General features: G+C 64.9%; 16 protein-coding genes and 3 pseudogenes. 11 read left to right on the top strand and 8 right to left on the bottom strand.

Features of this window, described 5'->3' with window-relative positions:
* Together LXT13_RS07520 and LXT13_RS07515 are read right to left on the bottom strand one after the other, a co-directional pair.
* A partial coding sequence (locus tag LXT13_RS07520) for a glycoside hydrolase family 97 N-terminal domain-containing protein (protein ID WP_233371200.1) occupies positions 1-757 on the bottom strand: 757 nt, incomplete at its 3' end.
* Between the two features lie 70 nt (positions 758-827).
* Entirely contained in the window at positions 828-2,723 is a 1,896-nt protein-coding gene (locus tag LXT13_RS07515; RefSeq protein ID WP_233371199.1) for a glycoside hydrolase, read from the bottom strand.
* A gap of 145 nt (positions 2,724-2,868) precedes the next feature.
* Here LXT13_RS07515 and LXT13_RS07510 point away from each other — a divergent pair, with 145 nt between their 5' ends.
* A complete protein-coding gene (locus LXT13_RS07510) occupies positions 2,869-4,332 on the top strand; it encodes a hypothetical protein (protein WP_233371198.1) in 1,464 nt (487 codons plus the stop codon).
* A 64-nt stretch (positions 4,333-4,396) separates the two neighbouring features.
* On the opposite strand, the gene LXT13_RS07505 is transcribed toward LXT13_RS07510, so the two are convergent.
* A complete protein-coding gene (locus LXT13_RS07505) occupies positions 4,397-6,784 on the bottom strand; it encodes a glycoside hydrolase family 3 N-terminal domain-containing protein (protein ID WP_233371197.1) in 2,388 nt (795 codons plus the stop codon).
* Between the two features lie 220 nt (positions 6,785-7,004).
* Here LXT13_RS07505 and LXT13_RS07500 point away from each other — a divergent pair, with 220 nt between their 5' ends.
* Positions 7,005-7,484, top strand: a complete 480-nt coding sequence (locus LXT13_RS07500; protein ID WP_233371196.1) for an MBL fold metallo-hydrolase — start codon at positions 7,005-7,007, stop codon at positions 7,482-7,484.
* The gene (locus LXT13_RS07495) at positions 7,450-7,980 is read left to right on the top strand and encodes an MBL fold metallo-hydrolase (RefSeq protein WP_233371195.1); all 531 of its coding nucleotides are present in this window, start codon (positions 7,450-7,452) and stop codon (positions 7,978-7,980) included. Before LXT13_RS07500 ends, LXT13_RS07495 begins: the two co-directional genes overlap by 35 nt.
* A gap of 136 nt (positions 7,981-8,116) precedes the next feature.
* Here LXT13_RS07495 and LXT13_RS07490 read toward each other — a convergent pair whose 3' ends face one another.
* Complete coding sequence (locus LXT13_RS07490) at positions 8,117-8,323, bottom strand: hypothetical protein (RefSeq protein ID WP_233371194.1); 207 nt, start codon at positions 8,321-8,323, stop codon at positions 8,117-8,119.
* Between the two features lie 794 nt (positions 8,324-9,117).
* On the opposite strand from LXT13_RS07490, the gene LXT13_RS07485 reads away from it, so the two are divergent.
* Together LXT13_RS07485 and LXT13_RS07480 are read left to right on the top strand one after the other, a co-directional pair.
* Positions 9,118-9,636 (top strand): PEP-CTERM sorting domain-containing protein, encoded by a 519-nt coding sequence (locus LXT13_RS07485; RefSeq protein ID WP_233371193.1) that lies wholly within the window; start codon positions 9,118-9,120, stop codon positions 9,634-9,636.
* A 126-nt stretch (positions 9,637-9,762) separates the two neighbouring features.
* Positions 9,763-12,465, top strand: coding sequence for an endo-1,4-beta-xylanase (locus tag LXT13_RS07480; RefSeq protein ID WP_233371192.1), 2,703 nt, complete (start codon positions 9,763-9,765; stop codon positions 12,463-12,465).
* A 289-nt stretch (positions 12,466-12,754) separates the two neighbouring features.
* On the opposite strand, the gene LXT13_RS07475 is transcribed toward LXT13_RS07480, so the two are convergent.
* Complete coding sequence (locus tag LXT13_RS07475; protein ID WP_233371191.1) at positions 12,755-13,021, bottom strand: helix-turn-helix domain-containing protein; 267 nt, start codon at positions 13,019-13,021, stop codon at positions 12,755-12,757.
* Between the two features lie 118 nt (positions 13,022-13,139).
* Here LXT13_RS07475 and LXT13_RS07470 point away from each other — a divergent pair, with 118 nt between their 5' ends.
* The 3 genes from LXT13_RS07470 to LXT13_RS07460 are packed head-to-tail and all read left to right on the top strand — an operon-like array spanning position 13,140 to position 15,318.
* Entirely contained in the window at positions 13,140-13,733 is a 594-nt protein-coding gene (locus tag LXT13_RS07470) for a hypothetical protein (RefSeq protein ID WP_233371190.1), read from the top strand.
* 5 nt (positions 13,734-13,738) lie between these two features.
* On the top strand, positions 13,739-14,233 hold the full coding sequence (locus LXT13_RS07465) for an RNA polymerase sigma factor (protein ID WP_233371189.1): 495 nt from the start codon (positions 13,739-13,741) through the stop codon (positions 14,231-14,233).
* A gap of 2 nt (positions 14,234-14,235) precedes the next feature.
* A complete protein-coding gene (locus tag LXT13_RS07460; protein WP_233371188.1) occupies positions 14,236-15,318 on the top strand; it encodes a FecR family protein in 1,083 nt (360 codons plus the stop codon).
* A 298-nt stretch (positions 15,319-15,616) separates the two neighbouring features.
* Here LXT13_RS07460 and LXT13_RS07455 read toward each other — a convergent pair whose 3' ends face one another.
* Together LXT13_RS07455 and LXT13_RS07450 are read right to left on the bottom strand one after the other, a co-directional pair.
* The gene (locus tag LXT13_RS07455; protein WP_233371187.1) at positions 15,617-15,868 is read right to left on the bottom strand and encodes a hypothetical protein; all 252 of its coding nucleotides are present in this window, start codon (positions 15,866-15,868) and stop codon (positions 15,617-15,619) included.
* 273 nt (positions 15,869-16,141) lie between these two features.
* Positions 16,142-16,279, bottom strand: a pseudogene (locus tag LXT13_RS07450) (IS110 family transposase); the annotation flags it as partial.
* Between the two features lie 1,437 nt (positions 16,280-17,716).
* Here LXT13_RS07450 and LXT13_RS07445 point away from each other — a divergent pair.
* Positions 17,717-19,129 carry a CHASE2 domain-containing protein gene (locus tag LXT13_RS07445; RefSeq protein ID WP_233371186.1) on the top strand — a complete coding sequence of 471 codons (1,413 nt, stop codon included), beginning with the start codon at positions 17,717-17,719 and terminating at the stop codon, positions 19,127-19,129.
* A 53-nt stretch (positions 19,130-19,182) separates the two neighbouring features.
* On the opposite strand, the gene LXT13_RS07440 is transcribed toward LXT13_RS07445, so the two are convergent.
* Positions 19,183-23,079: a hypothetical protein gene (locus LXT13_RS07440; RefSeq protein WP_233371185.1), complete on the bottom strand. Its 3,897-nt coding sequence runs from the start codon at positions 23,077-23,079 to the stop codon at positions 19,183-19,185.
* A 425-nt stretch (positions 23,080-23,504) separates the two neighbouring features.
* Between LXT13_RS07440 and LXT13_RS07435 the strand changes: the two are divergent.
* Together LXT13_RS07435 and LXT13_RS07430 are read left to right on the top strand one after the other, a co-directional pair.
* Positions 23,505-24,331 (top strand): annotated as a pseudogene (locus LXT13_RS07435) (tyrosine-type recombinase/integrase).
* Between the two features lie 10 nt (positions 24,332-24,341).
* Positions 24,342-25,517, top strand: a pseudogene (locus LXT13_RS07430) (IS91 family transposase).
* The last annotated feature ends 274 nt before the right edge of the window (positions 25,518-25,791 follow it).

Below are 25,791 nucleotides of genomic sequence, written 5' to 3'. Positions count from 1 at the left end.
CGGCCATCATGACGACGCGCCAGGCTGTCGTCAGCCCGCTGGCCGACACGAGTGCTGGCCCCGTGCGGCCGGGTACGCCGGACAGGTGCAGGCGCAGCGCGGCGCCCTCGCGGCGCAGCGACGCGCCGGTGTAGCCCTGCAGGTGGGCTTGCGTGATGGCGTAGTGCGTGCGGCCCGATGGCGTGCCGCAGACGACCGGCACGTCGAACGCCGCATCGGCCGGCAGTTCGGACACGCGCCGCCGCTCGAACTGGGCCTCGTGGCCGCCGTCGACGGGCGTGACGAGGCAGGCTGGGTCCCCCGCCGGCACGAAGGCCGTGCGCTCGTTGCGCAGCCGCACCGGCCCGGCGCCTTCGAGCCGGTAGCGAAAGGCCACGCCCTCGTCATAGGCGCGGGCGTCGATGATGAAGCGCCGTCCAGTGCCGGCTTCCTGGAAGGTCAGCGTCGTGCCACGGTAGTGGTCCCGCGCCTGGGCGGCCTTGGTGGCGATGAGTGGAATCGTGCGGTCTTGCTGCACGTCCTCGCGCGAAGCCAGCGTCAGCGGGCCGAGCGCGGACTGGCCGTCCAGCTCCAGGCCCAGCGGCGAGCTCGCGATGACGGCTTCGCCGTGGCGCGTGATGCGGTAGCTGGCGCCGTCGTCAGCGATGTGCAGCGCGATCTGGCCGTCGGGGGAAGCGAGCAGCGTGTCGGCCTGCGAACAGTTGGCAGCCAGCATCAGTGCGGCAGCGGCAAGGCGAATCGGAGTGGAGGTCTTCATGCGAGGAACAGGGAGCAGCAAGCGAACGGGAAGGTGCAGTTTCGCCGCTGCAGCAAGGGCTTCGGACGTTTCAGCCCGGGTTCGGTGAAGCGGCCGGCGGGCAGAACACCCGTGCCGCTGTCGCCCCTCTCGCGAGCCGCACGCAGTTCGGCTTCAGGCCCTGCCAGTCCACGTCACCGAAGTTCGCCGTCGCGACACGGCCATCGGCATAACGGACCTGTTGCACTTGGCGGTCCGGCGTGAGCCATGCGAAGGCGGTCAGCGCCACCGGCGCCGACACGCCGTGCACCGCCTGGAAGTCGTCATGCGCCGCGCGCAGCCATGCACCGTGGGCCGCGAGGTCGCGCCGGTCCAGGTTCCACATCGTCGGGATGCCGAACAGTAACGCCCGGGCGTAGCGACGTGCCTCCTGGCCGGCCACCTTCATCAGGCCGAACTCCCAACGGTCCACCGCGACGACAGCGTCGTGATAGACCGCCTCGAACAGCGGCAGGCGGTCGCCCGGCCCGAACAGCGCACGCGCCTCCTGGGCCGTGGGCGTGAAACGCTTGAAGAACAGCGGCGGCCGCTCGGGTGGCCAGTAGCCGTTGAAGCGCGCGTCGCTGAGCAGCGGCCACACGGCCGCCATGTGGGCCAGGCCGGTGCCGTGCGAGTAATGCGCCACGTCGGCGCTCCAGGCCGTCACGTTCTCCGAGCCCAGCACGAGGCCGTACCGACGAATGCCCAGCGCCAGCCGAGCCAGCACGTTGCTGCGGTCCTGCGCCTTTGTCATGCGGCGGCCGGGTGTGAAGTCTTCATAGAACACGCCGAAGGCATCCACATCGATGAACACCTGGTTCGCGCCCTCCTCCACATGCGCTGCATAACGCTGCGCGGGCACGAAGCCGCCGGGATGCCGCGCGATGGCATCGCTGGACATCTGGCAGCCCCGGTTGGCAAAACCCGGCACGACGGCACCCCGCCGGTCCCGCAGGCAGCCCGACGGATACAGCGCGGGCCCCCAGATGGCCGCCGGCATGTCCGCCGTGTCGTCCGGCTGGCCGTTGTCGAACGCGTCGTAGGGCCCGGCCAGGTAGCCGAGCTCGCGGGCCCGCTTCAGGTAGGCCGACCGCACCAGGTGCTTCTGGGTCTTCGGGTCCTGGTCATAGCTGATGACGGCCCGGCCGATGCCCGCCGCCTTCAGCTCGTCCAGGAAGGCGAGGTCGCGGCCATCGCCCCACACGTACAGGTGCGGCGCGCCGAACAGCCGGTCGAGCCCCGGCACCTGCTTGTCGGCAAAGGACCGCAACCGCCCCTGTTGCTGCAGGTAGCGCCGGTAGAACAGCGCGGGGGCCAGCGGGTCGGGCTCGCCCGGCTCGATCATCAGCAAGACCGTGCGCGCGCCCTCGGCGAACTGGTGCGTCAGCCGGGTCTGCAGCCCGTCGGTGTCGTGCAGGCACAGCTGCGACTGGAAGCCGTCGTCCAGCGCATAGGTGACGGCGCGTGCGCCGTCGAGCAGCGTCCAGGCGGGGAAGGACAGGTCCGTCGTGCCGCCCAGGCAGTGCTCGCGGCCGAAGGCCGCCCGCCAGACGCCATCGGCCACGCCGAAGGCCATGCCCTCCCCGTCCGGCACCAGCCACGTGCCCGATGAGACCTCCGGCATCGCCGCCTGCCAGCGCGCGCCCTCGGCACCCGTGACAGCAATCGTCAGCGCCCGCCCCTGCGTGCTGACGCGGACCTGCAGGCCGTCGCGCATCGTCCAGGACCAGACGCCGGCACCCGCAGAGACCGGGCTCTCGTCCACGGCGGCCTGCCCCTTCAGCAGCGGGACCGGCGTGGCATCCCCGTCGCGCAGGTCCACACGCAGCGTGGCACTGTCGACGAGGTAGGTGAGCGGCCCGGCGTGGACCTCGATCGCAGCGGCCCGGGCCGCCGCCAAAGGCGCTAGCAGCAACAAGGCCGCGAGGCCCAGCTTGCGGGATGTCATGGGCACGACTCCGAAAAGCGGTGGAGCGCGAATGATCGGCGATGCGCCCGAGACACGCTGCACTCCACAACAGTGACGGTGACTTCAGCCGCACGGCGCCCAATGCTCCGGTCCATCGGCGCCCTCGCGCCGGCGGGAGTCGACCATGGCAAGCAGGTTCAACGTCATCGTCTGTGCGCTGAGCGCCGCCGGGCTGTCTGGCTGCGCCAACTTCAACGCCGTCAAGAAGGACTTTGTCCTGACGAACGGGGCGTCGGTCAGCATCGACGCGAAGCAGCGAGCGCTCTTCAGCGTCTACCAGCCCGCCTATGACGGCAGCTCGGCGCGCAACGTCGTTTGCGCGGAGCCCAGCCCCGACGCGCTGTCCGCACTGGCGGCCAATCTGGGCGTGGACATGACGGTGGCGGCCAAGTCGCTGGGCCTGGCCTACGGCACGCAGGAGGGCGCCGCCAGCATCGGCCTGCGCACGCAGACCATCCAGACGCTGCGTGATGCCATGTACCGCCTGTGCGAAGGCTATGCCGGCGGCGCGCTCGACGATGTGGGCTTCGTCCGGCTGCAGCGGCGCTATCAGGCCGTCATGCTGGGCCTGCTGGCCATCGAGCAGCTCACCGGCGCGACGGTGGCCAACCAGGCCACGATCGGCGGCAACGGCTCGGCACGGTTGGGCAACAGCTTCGGCCAGGTGTCGGCACTCATCACCGACACGCGGCAGAAGCAGCTGGTCGCGCAGGCCACGGCCACGCAAAAGTCGGCCGCTGTTGATGCGAAGAAGAAGGAGGTCGCCGCGGCGGAGGCTGCCTTGAAGAAGGCCACCGAAGAGGCCGCAGGCCAGGAGACGCAGGGCCTGAAGGATGCCAAGGGCGCACAAGCCGCCCGCAGCGGTGAACTGACCGCCGCGCAGGCCGAGCTTGCCAAGGCCCAGCAGGAGGCGGCGCTGGCCACCGCCGATCTCGACAGCCTCGAACAGCTCCGCAAGGAGATGGACCGCGCCAGCGCGGTGACATCGGCCAGCGCGCAACTGGTCGGCGCCACGCATGCGGCGCCTGGGCCGGACGGGACCGAAGCCAGCCGGCGCGTGGCCGAGGCGGTAGAGAGGATCGTGACGACGATCGTCGAGCACGACTATTCAAAGGAGGCGTGCACGGACTGGATGCTGTCGAGGTCCATGCGAGACACGTTCTCCACGTCCGATAACCGCAGACTGGACCAGGCTCAGATGCAATGGGAGATGTGCATGCAGGACCGCCAGCTGAGCCATGAGCTGGCGCAATACAAGCTGCGGCTCGACGCTGAGGTGCGGCTCGCGAGCACAAGGGTGGCCGCCGCGGAGCCTGCACCCGCTCGTTCGTCGGCGGGCAAGCCCCCCGGGAAGACGGCTCCATCACCCGCACCCGCACCCCAAGCCAAGGATCCGGCGAAGGCCGCGCCGGCCACGCCTGCCGATAGGCCGGTCGGGACCGCGGGGGGCGACTTGCTTCCGCCCCCACCGAAATCCGCATTCGACCCCGCCAGCGCCGCGCAGCGCGTCGACGCCATCATCAATCGAGCCAAAAGAGAACCCGCGAAAGCGCCGTCCCAGACGCAAGGCTCACAGGAGAACCGCTGACTCCTGTGCCTCTCGCGTGGTACTTCCGGTCAGGTCGGCTCGCTCGCCATCGCCTTGATGCCGCTCATGCCGTCACAGTCAGCACCGTGCTCTTGAGGTCCACACTGTTGGGTCCCGTCATGACCGTGAAGGTGCCGGGTTCGACGACGCGTTTCATGTCCATGCCGTAGAACTGCAGCTCGGCCGGCGTGATGGTGAAGGTGACCGTCCGCCTCTCGCCCGGTGCCAGCGTCACGCGGGCAAAGCCCTTCAGCTCCTTGACCGGCCGCGTGACGGACGAGATGTCGTCACGGATGTAGAGCTGCACGACTTCGTCGCCCGCGCGCTTGCCCGTGTTGGCGACGTCGACCGACACGACGACGCTGCCCGCAGGGCCGATCGTCGGCTGGGACAGACGCGGCTCCGACAGCGAGAACGTCGTGTAGCTGAGGCCGAAGCCGAACGGGTACAGCGGCGTGTTGTCGCCGCCGAGGTAGTTGCGGAACGACGTCGGCTTGGCGTTGTAGTAGACCGGCAGCTGTCCCACGTTACGCGGGATCGTGATGGGCAGCTTGCCGCCCGGGTTGGCACGGCCGAACAACAGATCGGCGGCGGCGTTGCCGGTCTCCTGGCCCAGGTACCAGCCCTCGATGATGGCGCCGGCCCGGGCCTGCAGCAGGTTGATGGACAGCGGCTTGCCGTTGAGCAGGAACACGACCGTGGGCTTGTTCAACGCGAAGATCGCTGCGGCCAGTTCGTTCTGCTGGCCGAACAGCTCCAGCGAATCGCGGTCGCCCAGGTGGGTGTCGGACCAGGCCTCGCGCGAGGTCTGCTCGTTGTCACCCAGCACCATGACGATGGTGTCGGCCACCTTCGCCGCCTCGACCGCCTCGGCGATGAGCCGCGCATTGACCGCTGGGTCGATGAAGCGCACCTCGTCTTCCGCCCACTCACGCTTTTCGGTCAGGCGCACGGCCTCGCGGTACTCCAGCGCAAAGCCTTGCGTGCGGGCCTCGCGCACCAGCGCCTCGTGGATGGAGACGACATGGCGCGGGACGTCGGAGTAGCCACCGATGGGCGTGTCCTTGGCATGCGCACCCAGCAGCAGCAGCTTGCCGACCTTCTTGCCGTCGAGCGGCAGCACGCCGTCGTTCTTCAGCAGCACTGCCGAGCGCACCGCCGCTTCACGCGCCAGCGCGACCGCGGCCGGCGTGGCGGTCAGGCGGTCTGCCAGGCTCGCGTCCACGTACGGGTTCTCGAACAGGCCGGCCAGGAACTTCAGCTCCAGGATGCGGCGGACGACCGCGTTGATGTCGGCCTCCCGGATGCGACCGGCCTTCACAAGCTCGCCCAGCTTGGCGTAGCCCGCGCTGTCGGGCGTCTCGATGTCGACTCCGGCCGTGAACGACCGGTAGGCCGACTCGGTGACATCGGGCACGAGCCGGTGGCGGGACACCATCTCGCGCATTGCGAAGTAGTCCGAGACCGTCAGGCCCTTGAAGCCCCATTCCTCGCGCAGGATGGTCTTCAGCAGCCAGGGGTTGGCATGCGAGGGCACACCGTCGATCTCGTTGTACGACGGCATGACCGCAGCAATGTGCGTCTCGCGGATGATCTTCTCGAACGGCGGGAAGAAGACCTCGCGCAGCACCCGCTCGGAGATCTGCGCCGGCGCCGTGTTGATGCCGCGCTCGGGCTGCCCGTGGCCCGTCATGTGCTTCAGCGTGGCCAGCACCTTGTCTGGCGCGAGACGACGCTCGGTGCCCGAGAAGCCGATGACCGCGGCCTTGCCCAGCACCGCCGTCAGGTGGGGGTCCTCGCCGTAGGTCTCCTCCACGCGGCCCCAGCGCGGGTCGCGGCAGACGTCCACCACGGGCGCCAGCGCCAGATTTGCACCACGCGCGCGCATCTCCCGCGCGCAGACGGCGAACACCCGCTCGATCAGCTGCGGATCGAAGGACGAAGCCAGGCCGATGGCCTGCGGAAAGCTCGTCGCATCGCGGGCGGCGTAGCCGTGCAGGCTCTCCTCGTGCATGAACATCGGGATGCCGAGCCGTGTCTGGCCGACAGCCCAGGCCTGCGCCGCATTCACGTAGGCCGCCGTCTCGACGGCGGTGCGGTTGGCCATGCTGGCATCCGCGCCCGCATTGGTATTGCCCACGCCCTTGCGGTCGCTCGGGCGGGCGAGCATGCCCATGCCATGCGGCAGCGCCTGCGTCGCCTTGACCGCGTCGAAGTCGCCACGCTCGTTCTGGACCTGGTTCTTGCCCAGCCAGATGCACATCAGCTGGGCCACCTTCTCGTCCAGCGTCATGCGCGACAGCAGGTCCTCCACCCGCTTCTCCACGGGCGCGGAAGCTTGCTTGTAGAGCGGCGCGCCGGCCGCGGCAGCTTCGGCGCCACCTGCCGTGGCCAGGCCGACGGCGCTCACGCCCTTGACGAAGTTGCGACGTGTCAGACCGTTGGAATTCATATGTCTCCTTGCTCTCATGGGCCGTTGTATTGCCTGCCGGCACCCGCCGCGCCGTACGCCTGTGGCGGGATGCCGTGTCACCGTCCGCCGCCATCACGGCCGACGCGGGGGCTGCGGTCGGATGACGGGTGGCGAGTATTGCAGGCGCGGCGGCAGCGCTCCGACATCTGCCGAGGGCCGTTCCAAACTGCCTACTGCCCGAGTCTTCCCGGAGCATCGCGTGCGCATTCCGGTCATTGCGTTCTTTCTCGCCCTCTGCGTAATCAGCCCCGGAGCCCACGCGGCGGCCGCTGCAAAGAGGCCGACCCAGGTGCGCGATCTGAAGATCACCATCCTGTCGACGATGGTGGCCGACTACGGAACTCGCGGCGAATGGGGTTTCTCGGCGCTGGTAGAGGCGGATGGGCACAAGCTCCTCGTCGACACGGGCCTGGCGCCAGGCACAGTGCTGGAGAACGCGCGGGCGTTGGGCATCGACCTGTCGGACGTGGAGGACGTCGTCCTCACCCACAACCATGACGACCACACCGGCGGACTGATCTCGCTACGCGAGGCGCTCCAGGTCCGCAACCCACGGGCGATGAGCCGCGTCCATCTCGCCTCGGCCGCCTTCCTGAGCCGCCCGGAGGATGGCGCCGACCTACCTCGTGAAGCATCGCGCGGAGATGGAACGTCTGGGCATCCAGTTTTTCGCGCATGACGAGCCGATGGAGCTGCTGCCGGGGTTGTGGTTCAGCGGCCCTGTGCCGCGCCGGTTTCCGGAGCGCAACTGGTCCGGATCAGGACAGATGGTGTTGGACGGCAACACAGTGGAAGACATCATTCCCGAGGACTCGTCCATCGCCATCGACACCGCTGAGGGCACGGTGCTGATCTCCGGCTGCGGGCATGCCGGCGTGGTCAACACCATGGCCTATGTGCGCGATCGCGTGGTGCGGGCCCGCCCGGTTGTGACGCTGGTGGGCGGCTTCCACCTGTTCGCGCTGAAGGACGCCCAGCTCGACTGGACCGGCCGACAGATGCGGGCCTTCGGCGTGAAACGGCTGTTAGGCGCCCATTGCACGGGGTTCGAAGCCGTCTATCACCTGCGCCGCCAACTGCAGCTGCCGCGCGCGGACGCGCTGGTGGCTGCCATCGGCTCCAGCGTCAGCCTGAAGGGTGGCATCACGCCGGATGCGTCGGCATTGACGCGCTGAGTCCGCGCGTCATCGGCTGTGACGCCGGCGCCCGTCGAACGGCCGGACCGATCGAGCGTCGCAGGCCATCAAATCCAATAGTCGCCGTCGGCCGCCCTTGCCCAGAGGCCTCGTCTTCTCGGCCAGACAACCACGACTAGTCGATGAGGAACTCATCATTGCCGGCGTGATACCGGCCATGGAACACCTGATGGCCAGGACCCAGCCTCTGCGCATCGGCCTGCGCATCGGCCGCATGTGCGTGGATGCTGACGAAGTCACCCGGCAGCTCCTGCCTCGTGTGCAGCACCATCCATCCTTCAACCCAGCCGGGATGCAGCGGGTCCGCGAGCGACGTTTCCATGGGCATCTCCTGAAACAGCAGCGATTCTGCTGACCCGGAGTGATCGCGACTGTCGGACGGCTCCGCAACATGCTCGGCCGGCGACTGGCGCCGCGACATCAGCCCTAGCCCCGCCCGCCGCGCTTGACGCGCTTGGTGCCGTCGCGCCTTCCCTGTACTTCCCGCAGTGATCCGATAGCGCTCGCAACCGTGCTTGCAGTCAAACCATTCGCGCCATCGTGTCCGACACGTTACGAATGTAAAGAGATGAAATGGGTAGTGCTACCTATGGACTGATCTGACGAGCTTGGTACCGTTAGTAGATGCGCTACCAATTCATGGTAAGCGCAAACATAACGAGGAGACACGGCACCATGAAGCAGCTTTGCTTCCGTTCACTCCACGGCCTGCCGTCGTTGCTACGTTCAGTGCCTGCGCCGGTTGAGGGCATACCGGCTATTCCGCGCTCAGGCTTTGCCTAGCCGGGTTCGCCCCACGCCGATTTCGCTCGCCCTCTCCACGCCTGGCCATTGCCGGATGTGAAGAACATCGGCGACAGACGCGTCCCCTCCATCGACTGCGGGACACCGGGTTCGCCGGCAACGCAGCGATGCCGCTAACGCTCCAACAGATTGCCCGGGTCAGACGGGCAGCGTGGCCATTGGCTTGCCGACTTCCGCCGTGCAAAACGAGCAGATGGGCAGACGGGCCAATGGCCCTGAGAACCTGTCCGGAACTCCCCGGAACGATTGGCGCCGATGTCCGCGCCGTCTCCCTCACTGATTGCAGTCCAACCCGTCCTTATAGAGGAAAACATGAAACGCCTGATTTACGTTGTAGCAACGCTGCTTTCGTTGTGCCTGTCATCCGTGACGGCGCGCGCCGACGTCTTGACCTTGACCCTGACGAGCCCGCTTCAGGAGATGTCACCCAACGGCGGAATTCTGGAGTTCGAAGCCACGGTCTCCGCACCGTTGAGCAATCTGGACAACGTCTATCTGAACGGTGACGCCTACACGCTGGCGGATCCGCTGACGCTGCACGACAGCGGCTTCTTTTCGGACTTCCCGCTCGCCCTAGCACCGGGGGAAAGCTTCACTGGCTTCCTCTTCAAGCTGACCGTGCCTGCTGGCATTTCGAATGGCATGTATGCCAGCAGCTTCTCGATTCTGGGCGGCGGCCTGGGCGAGACGAACACCTTGGCGACGGTCGGCTTCAACGTCAATGTGGTTCCGGAGCCGTCGAGCATGTTGCTGATGTCCACCGCCATCCTGGCCGGGCTTGTCCGCTTCAGGAAGAAGGGCGGCAGGTTGTCAGCGCAGGCGACTGCATGAGTTCTCGTCCATAACCAAGGCAACCGACGAAGCGTGCACATGCTCGCGGGTTGCCGCCCAACAAGGTGGAGACAAATGAATTACATAAGATTCTTGCTAAAGGGCTATCGAGCCCTTGCCATCGTCATGCTGTTCTCCGTATTCGGAGGCGCTTTTGCGCAGGGAACGGTGACACTGGTCACGACTGCCACTCGAACCCAGCTCAGCGACGGCAGTTACCAATCCACGGTGTATCTCACCAATAACGGCACCGCCACGGCACAGAACGTTGTCGTATCGACTGCCATGCTGGGAACTGCGGCGGGCTCACCCCTGCCGAAAGCCGTCGGCAACATTCCGCCACGCGCCGTCGTGTCGACCGCTTTCACATTCCCCGCGAGTGCGGGCCTTTCGGGCGCCGCTGTTGTTGAGCGTTACAGCGGCACCTACACCGGCGGCACATTCGGCGGATCGCTGCGAGTGGTGTTGCCCGCGACACCCGACCTGACCGCCCAGCTGAACAGCCTCATCGCACAGGGTCAGGCTCTTGCAGCCGGCAACGCGGAATTCCCGGTCCAGGTCAGCAATGCCGGGAACGGATCCGACGTGAACAAGGCGCTCCCCTGGGTCACCGCCGCCGAATTCAAGGCACTTGACGACGCGCTCAAAGCCGCGCGCAATGCCCTGGTTCAGTGGAATGCCCAGGCCATGCCGAACCTGCAAAGCGCGATGGCGGCTTTCAAGGGGCAGATCAAGTCAGACGGTTCGGACCCCTACTTCCGTCTGGACCCAGGCCCTGGTCGATTGCCCGTCATGGTCACGGCGCCCACCAATGCCTGGAGCGCTCGCACTCCGCTGGATGCACGTGTTCCCGCCGACTTCGACGGCAGCACGTTCCGGATGATTCCGTATCCGTTTGCTGACGCGCAAGGCCAGGCACAGGTGCTGCTGATCAACTACTTCTACCGCGGAACCACGACGTTCGGCGGCGTCAGCATGCAATCGCCTCTGTCCCCGTCTGTCGACGTTCCCACGGGCGCGACGATTGAGTTCGACGTCTACTACCCGAAGAGCGGGCAAGGCAAGTTGATGCGCTGGCGACTCACCAATCGCTCGACCACCATCGACAGCTACCTCCGCGGATACGACTACACCAACCTCAATCCGTCCTGGGTCGGCAGCTACAACGGTGAGACCTGGCTCAAGACCCACGTCAGCGTCAACGTGCCGCAAACGGGCGCGTCATCGACCTTCGTTCTGGAACTGCACGGGGAAAACGGCCGGCCTCCGGAAAGCACGTCGGTCATGGTGCAGAACCTGAAGATCACGCAGCCCGATCCGAAGACGACTGCACTGCCCAACGTCGTCAATACGCAGAACCAGAGTGTCGTCGCACCTCTGAAGAGCTTGTACAACAACGCCAACGGTTACTTCATGATGGGCGCACTGGGCACCGGCGCAGTCACCGGAACAAGGGCCCGGCATTACGAAATCTTCGTCGACGGCAACAACCTCAAGGCCGACGGAACGCACCCCCGCGGCCCGAACTGGCTGACCAGCGTCTTGGGTGAACCGCTGACCGGCGCGACCACGACGCCGGGCGTGGGTGAATACAGCTTCCCTGACAACGCCTACCTGGGCATCCGCGACTCGGGAACGCCCGGCCAGTACAAGATCCACGGCCACGTGATGGCCTGGTACAACCAGGCGCCGGGATGGATGACGCAAATCACGCCCGCCACGCTGGCTGCCGGCTACAACGGCACGCCCTACTTCTACGGACTGGGCAATGGCGTCTCTAGGCAGACGGCGGTGTCCAAGGAGATGGCCCGGCGCGTGCAGTTCAACCACATCACCTACGTGATGCGGCACTTCCTGACCACGTCGACGAAGTACGGTTCCAGCGCAGCGCGCGGCGTCATTCCCTTCTCGACCTGGGACATCCTCAACGAGGAGGTCCACGAGAGTCGCCACAGCGTCAACATCCCGCTGGACCCGAACAGCTGGAGAAGCAGCCTCAAGCACACCAATTGGCTGGTGGCGATGTCGGACGACCTGATTGCCGGCGATCTCAAAGACCACTACGTTTACCTGCTCTTCAAGTTCGCCCACATCGCGGCGCCGAATGCCCAGATGGCAGCGGCATTCAAGGCCAATTACGCTTCACTGCCCAACTACATGAAGCTCGATGGCCACGACGACAACGGCAGCATCGATGCCTATGTCACAAGCAATCCGACGAAACTGGTCTACAACGACTACGGCTTTACGGCGCGGAGCAAGGCGAGAACCGTCTACAACATGGTTCGCGCATTGAACAGCGCCTGGCTGTCAGACCCGCTGTACGACGGGCGGCCTCTCATCGAGATCATCGGCAACCAAGCCCATGATGCAGTGGGCAGCACCCAGGCCAGCGACACACAGTACTCCACCGCGCTGTTCGCCAAGCTGGTCGACGACCACCTGCTTTCCGGCATCGACTTCTCGGAGTTCGATCTGCAGATGCCGACCAGCGCGCCCGGTGGTGGCGCGACTGCTCCTGCGGCGCTCAACATCAGGCAATCCGACGCCCTGGGGTATCAATACGCGCTGATGTACAAGCTCTTCGCCAAGTTCGCCCCGTACATCCACCATGTCCTCAGTTGGGGCGTGGCGGGCTCGGGATGGCAGGGAAGCTATGTCCTGTTCGACGGCAACAGCAATGCCAATGCGGGCTACTACGGCGCGATGAATCCGAATCGATTCCTTCTTGGCCATTCCTACCTGGACGACTATTTCGCCGGTGAGAACGACAAGCTCAAGAGCGGCTATGGCATCGACCTCGGAGATCTTGGCGTCTATAAACGCTGACCGCGACTGATCTATCAGTGCCTTAAAGAACGCCGGCCGCCTGCAAACGCAGACGGCCGGCGTTTTTCCGTCGACTCAAACGATAGCCTTTCCCACGGCCCTCAAGAAAATTGCCCGCCGCCAGATGCGGCCAGCCTTTGGAGGCCCTGTCGCCAAAGTTGCAGGTCCGCCCAGAGCGCGACGCACACACAAAGGACGGCAAGCCCTCTATGCAGGGGCGGCCCCGGTAACCGAGCTGCCCAGAGGTGTGACAGGAACAGCATGGCTACCGCTGCTGCCGTAAGACGTCTTAACGATCAATTTCTTCCGGTGGCCTGAGAAGAAGCCAAGGTTGCGTGCCCAGCGCCAATGCCAGCCGCTGAATGTTGCCGAGCGACACGTTCCAGCGGGACCGCTCCACGGCAGATACGTATGTGCGGTCAAGCTCGCATTCCATCGCTAGGTCCTCCTGGGACCAGCCCTTCTCCACGCGCAGCAAGCGGACGTTGTACGCAAGCACCCCTCGAACATCGTCGGCGGACGGAAGTTCATCCGGTGGCTTGGGTTTCGCAGGCATACCGCCAGCGTGACGATGTGCTAGATTTGCATCTACGGAGTTTGCTTCACATATTGTTTAGAACGTCTTGCTTGTGAGGCGGCTGCGCGCGTGGAGTCAACATCGTTTGGAGCGAGCCATGAACTACTTCTTCTGGGATTCCGCCTACTGGTTCGGCAGCACCCTCTGCTGCCGCTACACAGTTGTGCAGTTCGGCCAGCTCAAGCTTCCGACGCTGATCGATGGGGTTCTCACCACCGCCGAATGGCACTGGGCTCTTGGCCTCTTCACGGATGGTCAGTTCCAGGTGTTCGGAGCCTGGCGCGAGGAAGGTCCTGAGACGTCCCAGCGCATCGCTGGCGACCTTCATGACCGCGGGTTGGAGCGGGTTCATGCGGTGGACGCGGACGAGAGCCTTGTCGCGGCCATGAAGGCCCGGCACCCCAAGCTCTGCGAGCGCACCGTGGCCGAGCTTGTCGAGTCCGGCGCCGTCAGCTATCGCATGCGCCAGGCCATTCGCTGGACCGACACGGCCGCGCAGCGCCTGCAGGAACGCGTGTCGCGTGCGGCGAGGAAGCACGGCCCGTTTGCTGATCACGCGGCGGCTGCCGACTTCCTCGCGCAGGCATTCCAGCGAGCGAACAGGGATCTGCTGGCCGACTATTGGGAGCGCGCCAAGCCGGCGCCGTATGGCCTCAGCGCGGTGCCCCGCGTGCTGGTTCGCGCGGCCTGACTGCCATGTCAGCCCGGCTTGTTAGGAACTGGCAGGAAGTCTTTGCGCGTGTGCGCGGGGCCTTGTGTCGTCGAGGGCGAACCGAGCACGAGGCGGACGACTTCGTGCAAGAAGCGTGGATGCGCATGGCCTGCTATGAGGATGAGCGCCAGCCGGTCGACCAGCCGGAGGCGTTTCTGATGCGCACGGCGCTGAACCTGTCCATCGATGCCCATCGCTTGAACGTGAGCCATGGCGAGCATGTCTTGGCAGAGCATGAAGTGCTGATCGACGCGGCGCCATCGACAGAAGCGGTTGTGCTGGCCCGGGAGCGCACGGCTCGCCTGGAGGTGTGCCTGGGCCGTCTGCCCGCCAAGACCCGGGACGTCTTCCTTGCCAGTCGCCTCGACGGCCTGCCCTACACGGAGATCGCCAAGCTCTATGGCCTCAACGTCTCCACGGTCCACGCTCACGTTGCCAAAGCCACCTTGCGCCTCACGACTTGGATGGAAGGCTGGTAGACGTGCAACCGCCTGAAGCTCCCGCCGAGGGAGCCCGCGAGCCGCTCGTCACCCAGGCCATCGCGGCGGAAGCCGCCGTCTGGCTAGCCCTCCTGCACGGTCCGCATCGATCCCGCGCGATGCAGCGTGACTGCCTTGCCTGGCAAGCCCGGTCTGCCGCGCACCGTCAGGCCTTCGAGCGCTGCACGGATACCTGGCAAGAGGTGGGAGGCGTGAGCCGGGCGCGGATTCAAGCAGCCGTCGCCGAACCGGCTCATACCGGCTCTCTCGTCGGCAGGCCTGGCCGCATGGCACTGGCACTCGCGACGCTGTGCCTCGCAGCGGTGTTTGCCGTGATGCAATGGCCGGGTGACACCTACGGCACCGGTGTGGGTGAGCAGCGATTGATCGTCCTGGCCGACGGCAGCCGCATGACGCTGAACACGTCGACCGAGGTTCGCGTGCAGCTGACGAAGGCTAAGCGTGCCGTGACAGTCAAGCAGGGTGAGGCGTTGTTCGAGGTGGCGAAAGACGCCAGCCGGCCGTTCGTCGTGGGCGTAGCCGACGCCCAGGTGGTCGCCACGGGAACGGCCTTCCTGGTTCGATCCACGCCGCCGCAGCAGGAGGCGAGTGCGGTCTTCGGGGTGACGCTGCTGGAGGGACAAGTGATCGTGCAGCGCAACGAGGGCGGCGCAGAGAGCGCACTCAGCACCCCAATCGTCATGGCGCCGGGCGACCGGCTGCGTGTGGACCGGCCGTCCAGCAAGCTGCGCCAGTCACCCGCGCAAGCACGACTGGACCGCCCCAAGCTCGACCAGGTCCTGGCCTGGCAACGTGGCGTCGCCATCTTCGACAACACTCCGCTGCCCGAGGCCATCGCTGACCTCAACCGCTACAACAAGGTGCAGATCACACTCGCCGACCCGGCGGCGATGAGCCCGCTGCGCGTCAGTGGATCTTTCCGGACGGGTGACAACAAGGCCTTCGCGCAGGCTGTCGCGACCCTGTTCGATTTGGTCGTCAAACAGCGCGATCACGGGTTTGAGCTGACGCCCGGTCCCTCGGAGACCGCACCCATACCCAAGGAAGTTGAAACGGATCGTTAGCTCCCTGGGACGGCGCGAGACACCGATGTTCGCCGGGAGAGCCCCTGGGACGTTTCGAAACCTCGAGCTTTCCACTGCATCAGACTATCCATGCTGCCAACGGATGGGCACGATAGCCGTCATGCTCAGATCCACGCATCTGTCCAGCAGGCGGCAACTGGATCTGCTGCTCGACGCGGGAGCTTACAAGCCCTCCGCGAAGGTGCTGTCCGGCCTCAGCTGTGCCGGCCGTCGCGCGGCTGTTGATTGCGCTGGGAGGGCTGCAGGCGCGCGCGATCGTCGCCGCGACCGCGTCACCCTAGACCTGCGAGGCCTGCGTACGAGTCTTGAGAGGCGCGCGTTCCAGCAGCAGGTCAACGGTGGCGCTGGTGAGGCGCGCCATCGTGCGCATGCTCGACGACGAGGACGCCGGCCGTGCTGAGTTGAGCTGCATCAAGCCGGAGGCCGGCAAGGTGACGAAGCTGACGCTGCGCGTTTCATCCGTGCACGCTGCAGCACTGGCCAGCCGTGCCCGTGCAGCCGACGTGTCCCAAGGGCGGTACGTCTGCACGCTGTTGGATGGTGCGCCCGCTCCACCCCGGCCCGCCGACCATTCGGCCGCTGTCACGGCGTTGCGGGCTTCGACTGACAAGGTTGCAGCGATGTCGGCGGACCTCAATGCGTTCCTTCGGCTGCTGAGGCTTGGGCCAAACGAGCAGATGGAGAACTATCGGGCCGGCCTGATGTCCCTGGCGGACGATAAGCGAGCGCACCTGGCGGCGGCTTCGGCGCCAATCGCCGACCTCGCACCTTCCCGGTTTCAGTGGTTCGATGGGTGCCGCGGCTATGCCGGCAGTGCAAACGCCTCGCCTCGTCGCAGCACCGCCCAGGCCATGCGCGCGTTCTTGGCTGCAATGGCCACGACCGCCCGCCAGTAGCCTCGTCGCTCGGCCGATGACACAGCCCATCGGCTGATGCTGTCTGATCCCCAGGCCTTCGACATTGACGAGATCAATGCCCGCTTGAACGCCCGCGAGTGAGCGCGTCAACAACGGCCGTCACCAGACTATTACGTTTCAACCGCATGCGACGCGTCGTCATACAGCGACAAGGCCTACCGAGACCCACCTTGGGGCCCGAGCGCAACGATGCACTTCGCTGGGAGACGGCCTCCAAATTACCTATGGACCGATGCAGCCAAGCATGAGCGTCACGCACAGCAGACACACCCAACCCTTGCCATCAGAGGCACACGCGCCCCGCTCTCCACACGCCTGAGACAAGTCTCCAACTGACTGGAGATTTCCCGCCCTCAACCCTAAGGGTTGCCCCCTAGCTTGCGGGATGGCGCCGATTCCTGACGCCGGGCCGACGGCAGCGGGTGGAACAACGCCCCAACCGGCATATGCGGCCAGATGGTTTAGCGCTGCCAGAGTCGAATCAAGCAGAAGTCTCATTAAGCGCGCTGTCTGGACCCGCTCGGAGCCGACTCAAGCGCCAAGCCTTTTCCGAGCAACATGAGGAGCGGCAGTATGAAGACGACCTTGCTAACCGTGCTCGTGCGGAGCGCTCTGGGCATTGCGATCCTCAGCGCGGCCATCTGTGGCCTGTCCCAGGAGACTGAATCCGCAACTATCGCAGAAGACGTCGTAGGCGTGTGCCATCAGCGACCTACGGAGGCTGCGGCTTGGCAAAGGCTGGTCACGGGCCAGGCCTTGGCCGTTGGAACAGAGATTCGCTGCCTTACCGGTGGAAAAGTTGTCATCGGTTTTCGCGGTACGGCCGGCGTCAAAATTCTGCCCATCAACGGCGGAGCATCGACCTATCGAGTGCCGGCCGTGCCGCAGCAATCCCCGGAAAATCAACAATGGGAGGGCGGCCGCGTAGCCGGCGGCCCCGACATACCTGTCGAAGGGCCGACGCACGGCTCAGCCGACGTCGGCCCAACTCCCCTCGCTGCACCGTTAGTGGCAGGCGCATCGGCGCCTGCTTCGCTTGAGGCCACCCTGACGGCAAAGGCGACACCAGCTGAACGGCGGCCAATCGACGCGGCCTCGCGCTACACCAGCAAAAGTCTTGCGGCAGCCGGACCCGCATCAGAGGGTCCCGTCGCCGCAGCAAGCTCGCCTTCTGCGTCAAGAGTCCAACTAGGAACGGTGTCGGTGTCCACCCGCGTAGCGGCGTTGGACAGTGCGGCCACGACGACTGCCCTTGGTCGGACCGCAACCGCGACTCAGAACGTCCGCTCGGCGACCTTGGTTCGTTCCTTCAACTCCGCCGCCTGTGCTGCATCAGCGCCTCGTTCCAGTGTCTGTATCAGCACTGTCTGCAGCAGCTCAATGGCAATAACTTGCGGTCTATCCCCGAAGCAAGACCGTAACTGAATCCATGTCCGTCTTCTCCATCCAAGGAGTGAAGAATGAAGATGCGTAGGAAGAAGCAGGGAGTACCTGGAAACGCCGACCGCAACCAAGCGGCGCAAACACCGCTGACCACGCCGTCGGCCACCACGCCGCCATCGTCTGCCAGCACGGCTCAACGAGCTACACCGCAGGCTCATGTCGGGCGTCGACCGACGCACAAGCCCTGGTCCGCAGAGCTGCGACACCTGATGCTTGGCATCGTTATCACGGTGGCAATGATCTCGCTGAAGGTGGCCTTCGAGCACACGCCGTGGGGAGAAGCCGCCGAGCAATACACCTATCGGTTGCTCTCGCGGGTCCTTCCGGAATACCGGCGCGGCGGTACCGATGTCGTGCTGATTGACATCTCGAGAATTCGCGGTGGCGAGAGCCTCGAGGACGGCAAACTGAGGCCCACCTCCAGGGTTGAGCTCCAGGACATCCTCACCACCCTGGCGCAGATGCGTCCGTACAGCATCGGTGTCGACATCGACTTCTCCCCCACCATTGACGGCTGGGTAGACGACTCGGATCCTGAGTTCTTCAAGTACTGCCTCAAGCTGAAGCAGGCCACGCCGATTGCTCTGGGCGTGTTCCGTTCCTTGCGCGAGCCGCGCGCAGCGTGGCTCGGACTGCCCGAGTTCGCCAGCCTGGCAGGCGGCATGTGGCTGCCGCCGACCGGACTCGAGCGTACGCCTGCGTGGACCCAGGCACCGGGTGTCGCTGACAAGCTGCCGTCCCTCGGCGCCAAGCTGGCCTCGGCACACGGTGAGGAGCCGCTGTCGCAGGAAGATGAGCAAGGGTTGCGCCGGCGTTTTAGAGAGCGGGTAGTGCTGACACAAATGAACAAGAAGCAGCTGCTTGTCGGCGAAGTGCTGACGAATCACTCTCTCGTGGGCCAGTTGAAGGAAGCGCCCATCCGCATCACCAAGGCAAAGGACCTGCTGGCTCACCGAGAGCGCATCGTCGGCCGCATCGTTATCGTTGGCGACCTCCGACCCACGTCTGGGTACGACAGCTTCGACATTCCGACGGAACCTTCTGGTTCGCCCGGCATGGTTGTGCATGCATCCAACGCCTACACGTTGGCCGCAGAGCCCGTCTGGGAGTTCAGCCACACCGCGCGCTTCGGCATCGACTTGACGCTGTCCGCAGCGTTGATCGGCGCTGCCATCTGGCTGAAGCGCTCGCGCTCGTCTTGGTCAACTGGCAACGCGACCAGGTCGCAATTCAGGGCGCTCTTCTGGTTGATTGCCGTCACGATTGCCGCGTGCGCGCTGGCTGTCTACAGCCTGCGTGTGTTCTGGCTAGACTTTTTCTTGGTAGCTGCGTCGCTGTTGCTTCATCCCTCGTTGGAGAAGATGCTGCATCGCCGCACGCACAACCTGATGAGCCGGACACACACGACGGCCGCCCACTCGGCTTCTTGAAGTTCACGGCGGATGCCGTGCTCCAGCGTCTGCGACGAGCACGGCATCGAGCGTCAGGCCGTAAGAGCAGCAGTTGCGAGGTCGGTTCCGGTAAGCAAATCGACGCCAATGGCTTTGTTCCAACGCATCTGCTGTCTGCGGATGAGGGGTTTGTAGAAGCCCGAATCCCCGCCGAGGCGCCAGGCGCCTCGGAGGTCTAGCGCGATGAGCTGCCCCAATGTCGACAGCTGCCGTTCCTTCTGCTGCTTCAAGGGCTCTGAGGGCTTCTTGTTGCCTCGGCCACCCACCCTCGGGTTCTCCCGCAGTCGGGCTGCGAGCTCGTTGTAACGACCGATCAGCCAGCACACCCGTTCTATGCGTACTCTGAGTTCCGTGGTTTGCGGTGCGCCCATGTCGTTGAGAACTCGGTCGGCATCCAGCAGATAGGACAGTGCATGTTCAAGCTGCGGGGCCTGCGGGTCCCACGCATCTCGCCTCGCCACGCCTTTGGCGGCAACGGTCACCCACGTTCGAACCACTGCCGCCATAAGTAGCGACCCGTGGATGGACTCCCGCCTATGGGCGCCCAGGTGGCGGACGTAGACATCCACGCGATTCGCAGCATGCTGCACCCACTTCTCGGCGCTGGAATAGAGGCTGGCTCTTCGTTCGGCCGACGCCGGCTTTCGCTTGGGCTTTGTCTCATCGGGGTCGACATCGTCGATTTCGACAACGCACCGCGCGATGGACAAACAGGTGCGGGTGTACACGCGGCTCGGTTTGCCCGACACCGATGCCCAGGCAGTCCCAAATCCACTTTTTCCGGAGACGTGGCTTCGCACGCGATCAGCTATGTAGAAATGGGCAAAGGCCTCCAGCAACTGCTCCAATCGATCCTTGCGCACGGCAGATTCCCGAGCAAGGTTGTCAGCCTTGGTGGCCAAGATGTCGGCATAACGGCAGAGCATTTCCGAGATGACCAACCGGACGCGATCACTGTGCCCCGCCACAAGGATGTCCTTCAGCACCTTGTCCAGACGACTCTCGAGTTCGCGAACAGAGTAGGGCTCACCCTTGTACGCTTCATCGGCATCCGTGAGCCCGGCGCAGAGCTTCTTGACCTTGCCAGAAACCGTTGTCAGATAGTCCGCTGGGACTCGCAGACGAATGAGCGAATGTTCAACGTGTGATGTCGCGGCGTCAGTCTCCCCCTCTAGGTCGAGGTAGTCGAACCTCAGCTTCGCGTAGGCCCCACCAAGCGAGGCCTCCCAAGCCACAACGCTGCTCCAGGCGTCGCTGACGATGTCTCGGTCGATAAGCGCGGACCGATGGGCGAACAGCGCCGACGACGCCTCCTTGAAGGGCTTGTCTACGGCATCAATGCGCCTGAGCGCCCACTCCGCCACGTCCTTGTCCCCGGCATCAACGGCCGCGACGGCGAGGTTCAGCACAACGTCCGCCACCAGCTCGCGACCGTCCGGCTCTTTGTCAGCATCCAAGTCGCCAATCCGTTTGACCAAGGGCACCGCCGTTTCACCCATCTTTTCCCAGCGCCGGATGCCTTCGTCGAGCGCCTTAAGAAAATAGTCGCTGCCTGGCTCGTGGCCTGGCCACCAGGCTTCAAGCTTGCGAACGTCATCAACCAGAAACAGGGCCAGCAATGGCATTCTCAGGTCGGAGCGACCATGGGTGCGCGTGAGCCGGAAGTCAGTCGAGCCTTCGATGCAGCGTCGATAGAGAAAAGCGTACGCATATCGGAAGCGTTTGCCTGCCGACTTGGGGATGGAAAGGTATGCCGCGTACTCCCCTTCACCGTCAGCTTTGATCTCAATGTCACCAGCCGCGCGAAGGTGATAAACCGTCTGAACAAGGCGACGAACGCCCGAGAGCTTCAGCGCATCCCGGCTGTCCGGACTCCTGAGCTGGCTCGTTGCTTGAGCCAACGACTCGATGGCAATGGCCAAGTTGACCATACGGTACAGCTGGTCCCCTAAAGCCACTCCACCCGCCCAACCTCCTTCAGGCTTCTTTGCGCCGTTCGGATTGTTCGTTGGGTTCCAGTCGCACATGATGGTTCTCAGGAACCGCGTACGTTGGGCTTCAGACTTGAACAACAGCTTCACGTTGACGTCACTGCCGTCTGGAAGGTCGGCCTTGGAGGCACTCGCCTGCCATTCGTACCGCATGCGCAAGTCGGTGACCCATGGGAGCGGCTCATCAAGGGCTCCGTGAATCTCATCGCATGTGAAGCTCCAGAAGAGCTGCAAGTTGCGCTGCTCAGCGAGATTTGCCAGGTGCCGTTTGCTAGTGAGAGACCGGAGGTCTTCTGTCGACGGCTTATGCTCGATGCGTCCGAGAAGGTCCAGCCAATAGCCAACGCCGCGGTACATAGCGCCGTAGCTAATGCCATCAGGTGACGCGGCAACGAACGCCATCATCACAAGGTGCAGCAAGGCCTGCCGCTGCGTGCCCTTCGTCGTCAGGGGCTGCGCCATCTCAAACCACGGCGCTGCGACCACATTGGCCGGTCGGTAGCGCGCGACGTCCGGCAGGTAGTGGACCTCCCCACCCCAACCCTTGATACCTGACAACGGCTCCGACGAGGTAACGAGGAACCGAGCAGTACGAACCCGCTCCAAGCCAAACTGATGGGCCCAATGCCAGTCTGGCTGACACAGCACGCGAATGAACTCATCCCAGCGTCGACCACGCATCAGGTTCTGGAGCGGCACGTGTCGGCCACTCGTCTCGTCGAGCCCATCAAGCACGATCAGCGTCGGATGAATGGTGCAGGCCCGCCTGACGGCCATCATGGTGTCGCGGAAGACGCGGTCAGACGACCCCAACACTGCGGCATCGAACTCGATCGCGTAAATCTTGGCTAGCCTCGCCAGCACCTCGGCCGGCGCCAATAAGCTTCCATCGGCGCCGCGCAAGTCGAAATAGAAGACCCAAGGCTTTTCGACTTCCTTCCCCTCCTCTGTCGGCTGTGCTGTCAAAACGTCTACTACCTTCCCGACCAACTGGCGGCGCTCCTCAAGCGCATTGCCGCAAACCACGTTCACGACTGGGGCTGAATTCGGGCCCGCCTGAACATCATCTGCGACCTTCTGGCACAGGTTCTCCGGTACTTGCCTTCCTGCCTTTCGCGAGGGAGGAGGCGTCAGCTCCGCGTCGTCCTCCTCAGTGAAAGCGGGCGAGCAAACTCCATGAATCAGCCACTCCTCGAAACGCGCCAACGCTTTGGCTGGGTTGGCTCCCAGGTACGCACGCCGCTCTGCGATGTCATCGACGGAGAGGGGGCGTCCATCACGGATAAGCAGCGCATTGAACCAATGGCGCAGGTGCTCGATGGCCCCCAAATCCCCAATAGCCTCAACGCTCCTTGGGGCCGACGTGAGGCGAAACACGTCTCCGAGCAGTCTTCCAATCGAAGAACCGCTTAGCTCCTGCTCCCCATGCACACGGCCTGCACCCGCGCCTTCCTTGGGACTGGGGTCGTAAACAACGCGACTTGCAAAGGTCGGCGCGTCCAGGTCTATGAGCTTCTCTTCCCATTTGGTTGGATATTTCGAGGCCACCGACAGAACACATAGCCATCGGGCCCATAGCCCTAGCTCCCAGTGCTCCCGCCCCTCACGCCGCCGTCTGACCAGTCTTTCACCGAGCGCTGTTCGCTTGATGCCCAGCCTGACCTCATCGGCTTTGTCGTCCCGGCGCGGCGAGTCAACGGTTTCATCAGCAGGTTGAGTCCCGTTGGCGGGCTCTGCCTTGGCGACGCCCTGCTGCTCCGCTGATTCAAAAACCTCCTCGAACTTCTTCAGTAGGGCGTCGGGGAGCGCTCCAGTGACCTCCAGGTTAGGTGGAAGGTCAGCCACCTTACTAAGCGCAGCAGCGGTAGCGTTCATGAGCGTTTGAACGCTCTCCGGCCGCAAGCGGCCGCTGACTGAGGCGGGCTTCTTGTCTGCCATTTTTTGTGATCCCTGTGACCGTGGCAATGCCGGCTCAGAGTTTCCCGACCTGTTTCGAGAAGCAATACGGGCTTTTCCCGAGTGGAGATATCCACCTTGACATCGTTGTCATGCCCAGCCAGATACATCGCATGCATATGGCCATGGTCCCATGCTGTTTCTGACCCGCAAACTGCTCGCATAGATGAAGAGTGTCAGATTTTGCCAAGGCACCAGGCGATTTCGAAAGACTGTCAATTCACTCGAATTTGACGCTGGCGGGAGGCCGAGTAAAAACAAAAGCTGTCGGGGGCCGGTTTGCAGCAATGGACTAAGCCGCTCACGCGGTAGCCACTCCGGCCACGGTGTGATGGTTCGCTGCAGGGCGGTTTCTGCGAAGTTGACGGGCGAGGCAATCCGCCTCGCTCATCGACGGAGCAGCAACCATGGACTCGACGACTCAATCAGCCTCCCCGCTGCGTCAGCGCATGCTCGACGACATGCGCATGCGCAAGCCGCCTACCTGCAGCGCTCGCCTGATACCACCTCGGCAGAAGACCTGCGCAACTTCCAACTGCACCTGGTCGACAGCGGCGTCTCCCCCATCACGCTCAACGCGACCATCACCGGGCTCAAGTTCTTCTTCGACATCACACTGTCGCGCCCCGAGCTGATGCTCAAGATGCAGCCCGTGCACGTGCCGCGCACGCTGCCGGTGGTGCTCAGCCGCGAAGAGGTCTCCCGTCTGATCGCCGCGGCCTGGAACCTCAAGCACCAGACGGCGCTGTCGCTGGCCTACGGCACCGGGCTGCGCGCCAGCGAGGTGATCTCGCTGAAGGTCGGCGACATCGACAGCCAGCGCATGACGTTGCGCGTGGAGCAAGGCAAGGGCCGCAAGGACCGCTACGCCATGCTGCCGCCCATCCTGCTGGAGCGGCTGCGCGTGTGGTGGCGCGTGGGCCACGCCCAGGGCAAGATCCTGCGCAACGGCTGGCTGTTCCCGGGCATGGATCCGATGGAGCCGCTGAGCACCCGTCGGCTCAACCGCGCCATCCACGCCGCCGCCGATGCGGCCAAGATCGACAAGCGCGTGTCCATGCACACGCTTCGGCACTCATTTGCGACTCACCTGCTGGAGCAGCGAGTCGACATCCGCGTGATCCAGGTCTTGCTCGGTCACGCCAGGCTGGAGACGACCAGCATCTATGCCCACGTCGCCACCGATTTGCTGCGCGAGGTGATCAGCCCGCTGGAGAAGTTGCTCACCTCGTGAGGCTACCGCCGTGGAGCGGCCCACCCTGGAGGTCGCCGACATCTTCCGCACGCATGGTCCTGCCTGGCGAGCGGCCCAGCGCGGCCGCCTGAGCGGGGGCCAGCTCAAGGTCATGTCGGCCATCGAGCAGTGCCGCAGCGCGGCGCTCGGTGGTCACGTCTTGCGCTGCGAAGGCTGCGGCACCGACCAGGTCAGCTACAACTCCTGCCGCAACCGGCACTGCCCGAAGTGCTAGAGCAACGCGGCGCAGCGCTGGCTCGACGCCCGGCAGTCCGACCTGCTGCCGGTCGAGTATTTCCACGTGGTCTTCACGCTGCCGGCCCCCATCGCGGACCTCGCGTATCAGAACAAGGCCGAGATCTATGGCCTGCTGTTCGACATGGCCGCCGAGGTGCTGCAGGTCATCGCGGCTGACGCCAAGCATCTGGGCGCGCGCATCGGCGCCACGCTGGTGCTGCACACCTGGGGCTCGGCGCTGACGCATCACCCGCATGTGCACGGCATCGTGCCGGGCGGCGGGCTCTCAGCTGACGGCAAGACTTGGGTGGCTTGCCGGCCGGGGTTCTTCCTGCCCGTGCGCGTGCTCTCACGGCTGTTCCGGCGGCGCTTCCTCGAAGGGCTTCAGCAACTGCATTGCGCGGGGCGGCTGCAGTTCTTCGGCGAACACGTGGCACTGCAGGACGCCAAGGCCTTCGCCGACTGGCTGGCGCCGATGCGCCGGTGTGAGTGGGTGGTCTATGCCAAGCCGCCGTTTGCCGGGCCACAGGCGGTGCTGGCTTATCTATCGCGCTACACGCACCGCGTGGCCATCTCCAACAGCCGCCTGGTCGCGGCGGATGCAAACGGCGTGACCTTCCGCTGGAAGGACTACCGCGCCAAGGGTGATGCCCACGGGAAGGTGCGCCACAAGACGATGACGCTGTCGCCGCCGGAGTTCATGCGCCGGTTCCTGCTGCATGTGCTGCCCGCGGGCTTCCACCGAATCCGGCACTACGGCCTGCTGGCCAATGGGCATCGGCGTGACTGCCTGGCATTGGCGCGCACCGCGCTGCAGGCCAAGGTCGAGGTGCCCAACGGCGAACCGGCGGTGCGAGCACCGGCCTTTGTCTGCCGGCACTGCGGGCGGCCATTGCTCATCGTCGAGATCGTCTTGCGTGAGCGGCCTGCGATCCAGGCACCCCCATGATGAGCAAAGGCACGAAGACTCGGCACCAGCAAGTACCGGCCCTTGTTCATCGCAATCCGGTGCGGGGTGAGCTTGTGTCGTCTGGTGGCTACCCGGGTGCAACGACGCGGGCGAGCCATGCACCACGGCGTGCAGGAGGCCATTGCGCCGGCTCGGACAGCGCCTTCGCGTCATTCGCGGCCATCGACATGCGCGCAACTGCGCTGCGTCGGCGCGGCCTCAACGCCGAATCGCCATAGCAACGATGCCTCGACAACCGTTGCCACATGCGCCG

It is taken from the genome of Pelomonas cellulosilytica, from assembly GCF_021353265.1.
Lineage (GTDB): Bacteria > Pseudomonadota > Gammaproteobacteria > Burkholderiales > Burkholderiaceae_C > Pelomonas > Pelomonas cellulosilytica.
This window is presented reverse-complemented; position numbering and strand designations above follow the sequence as displayed.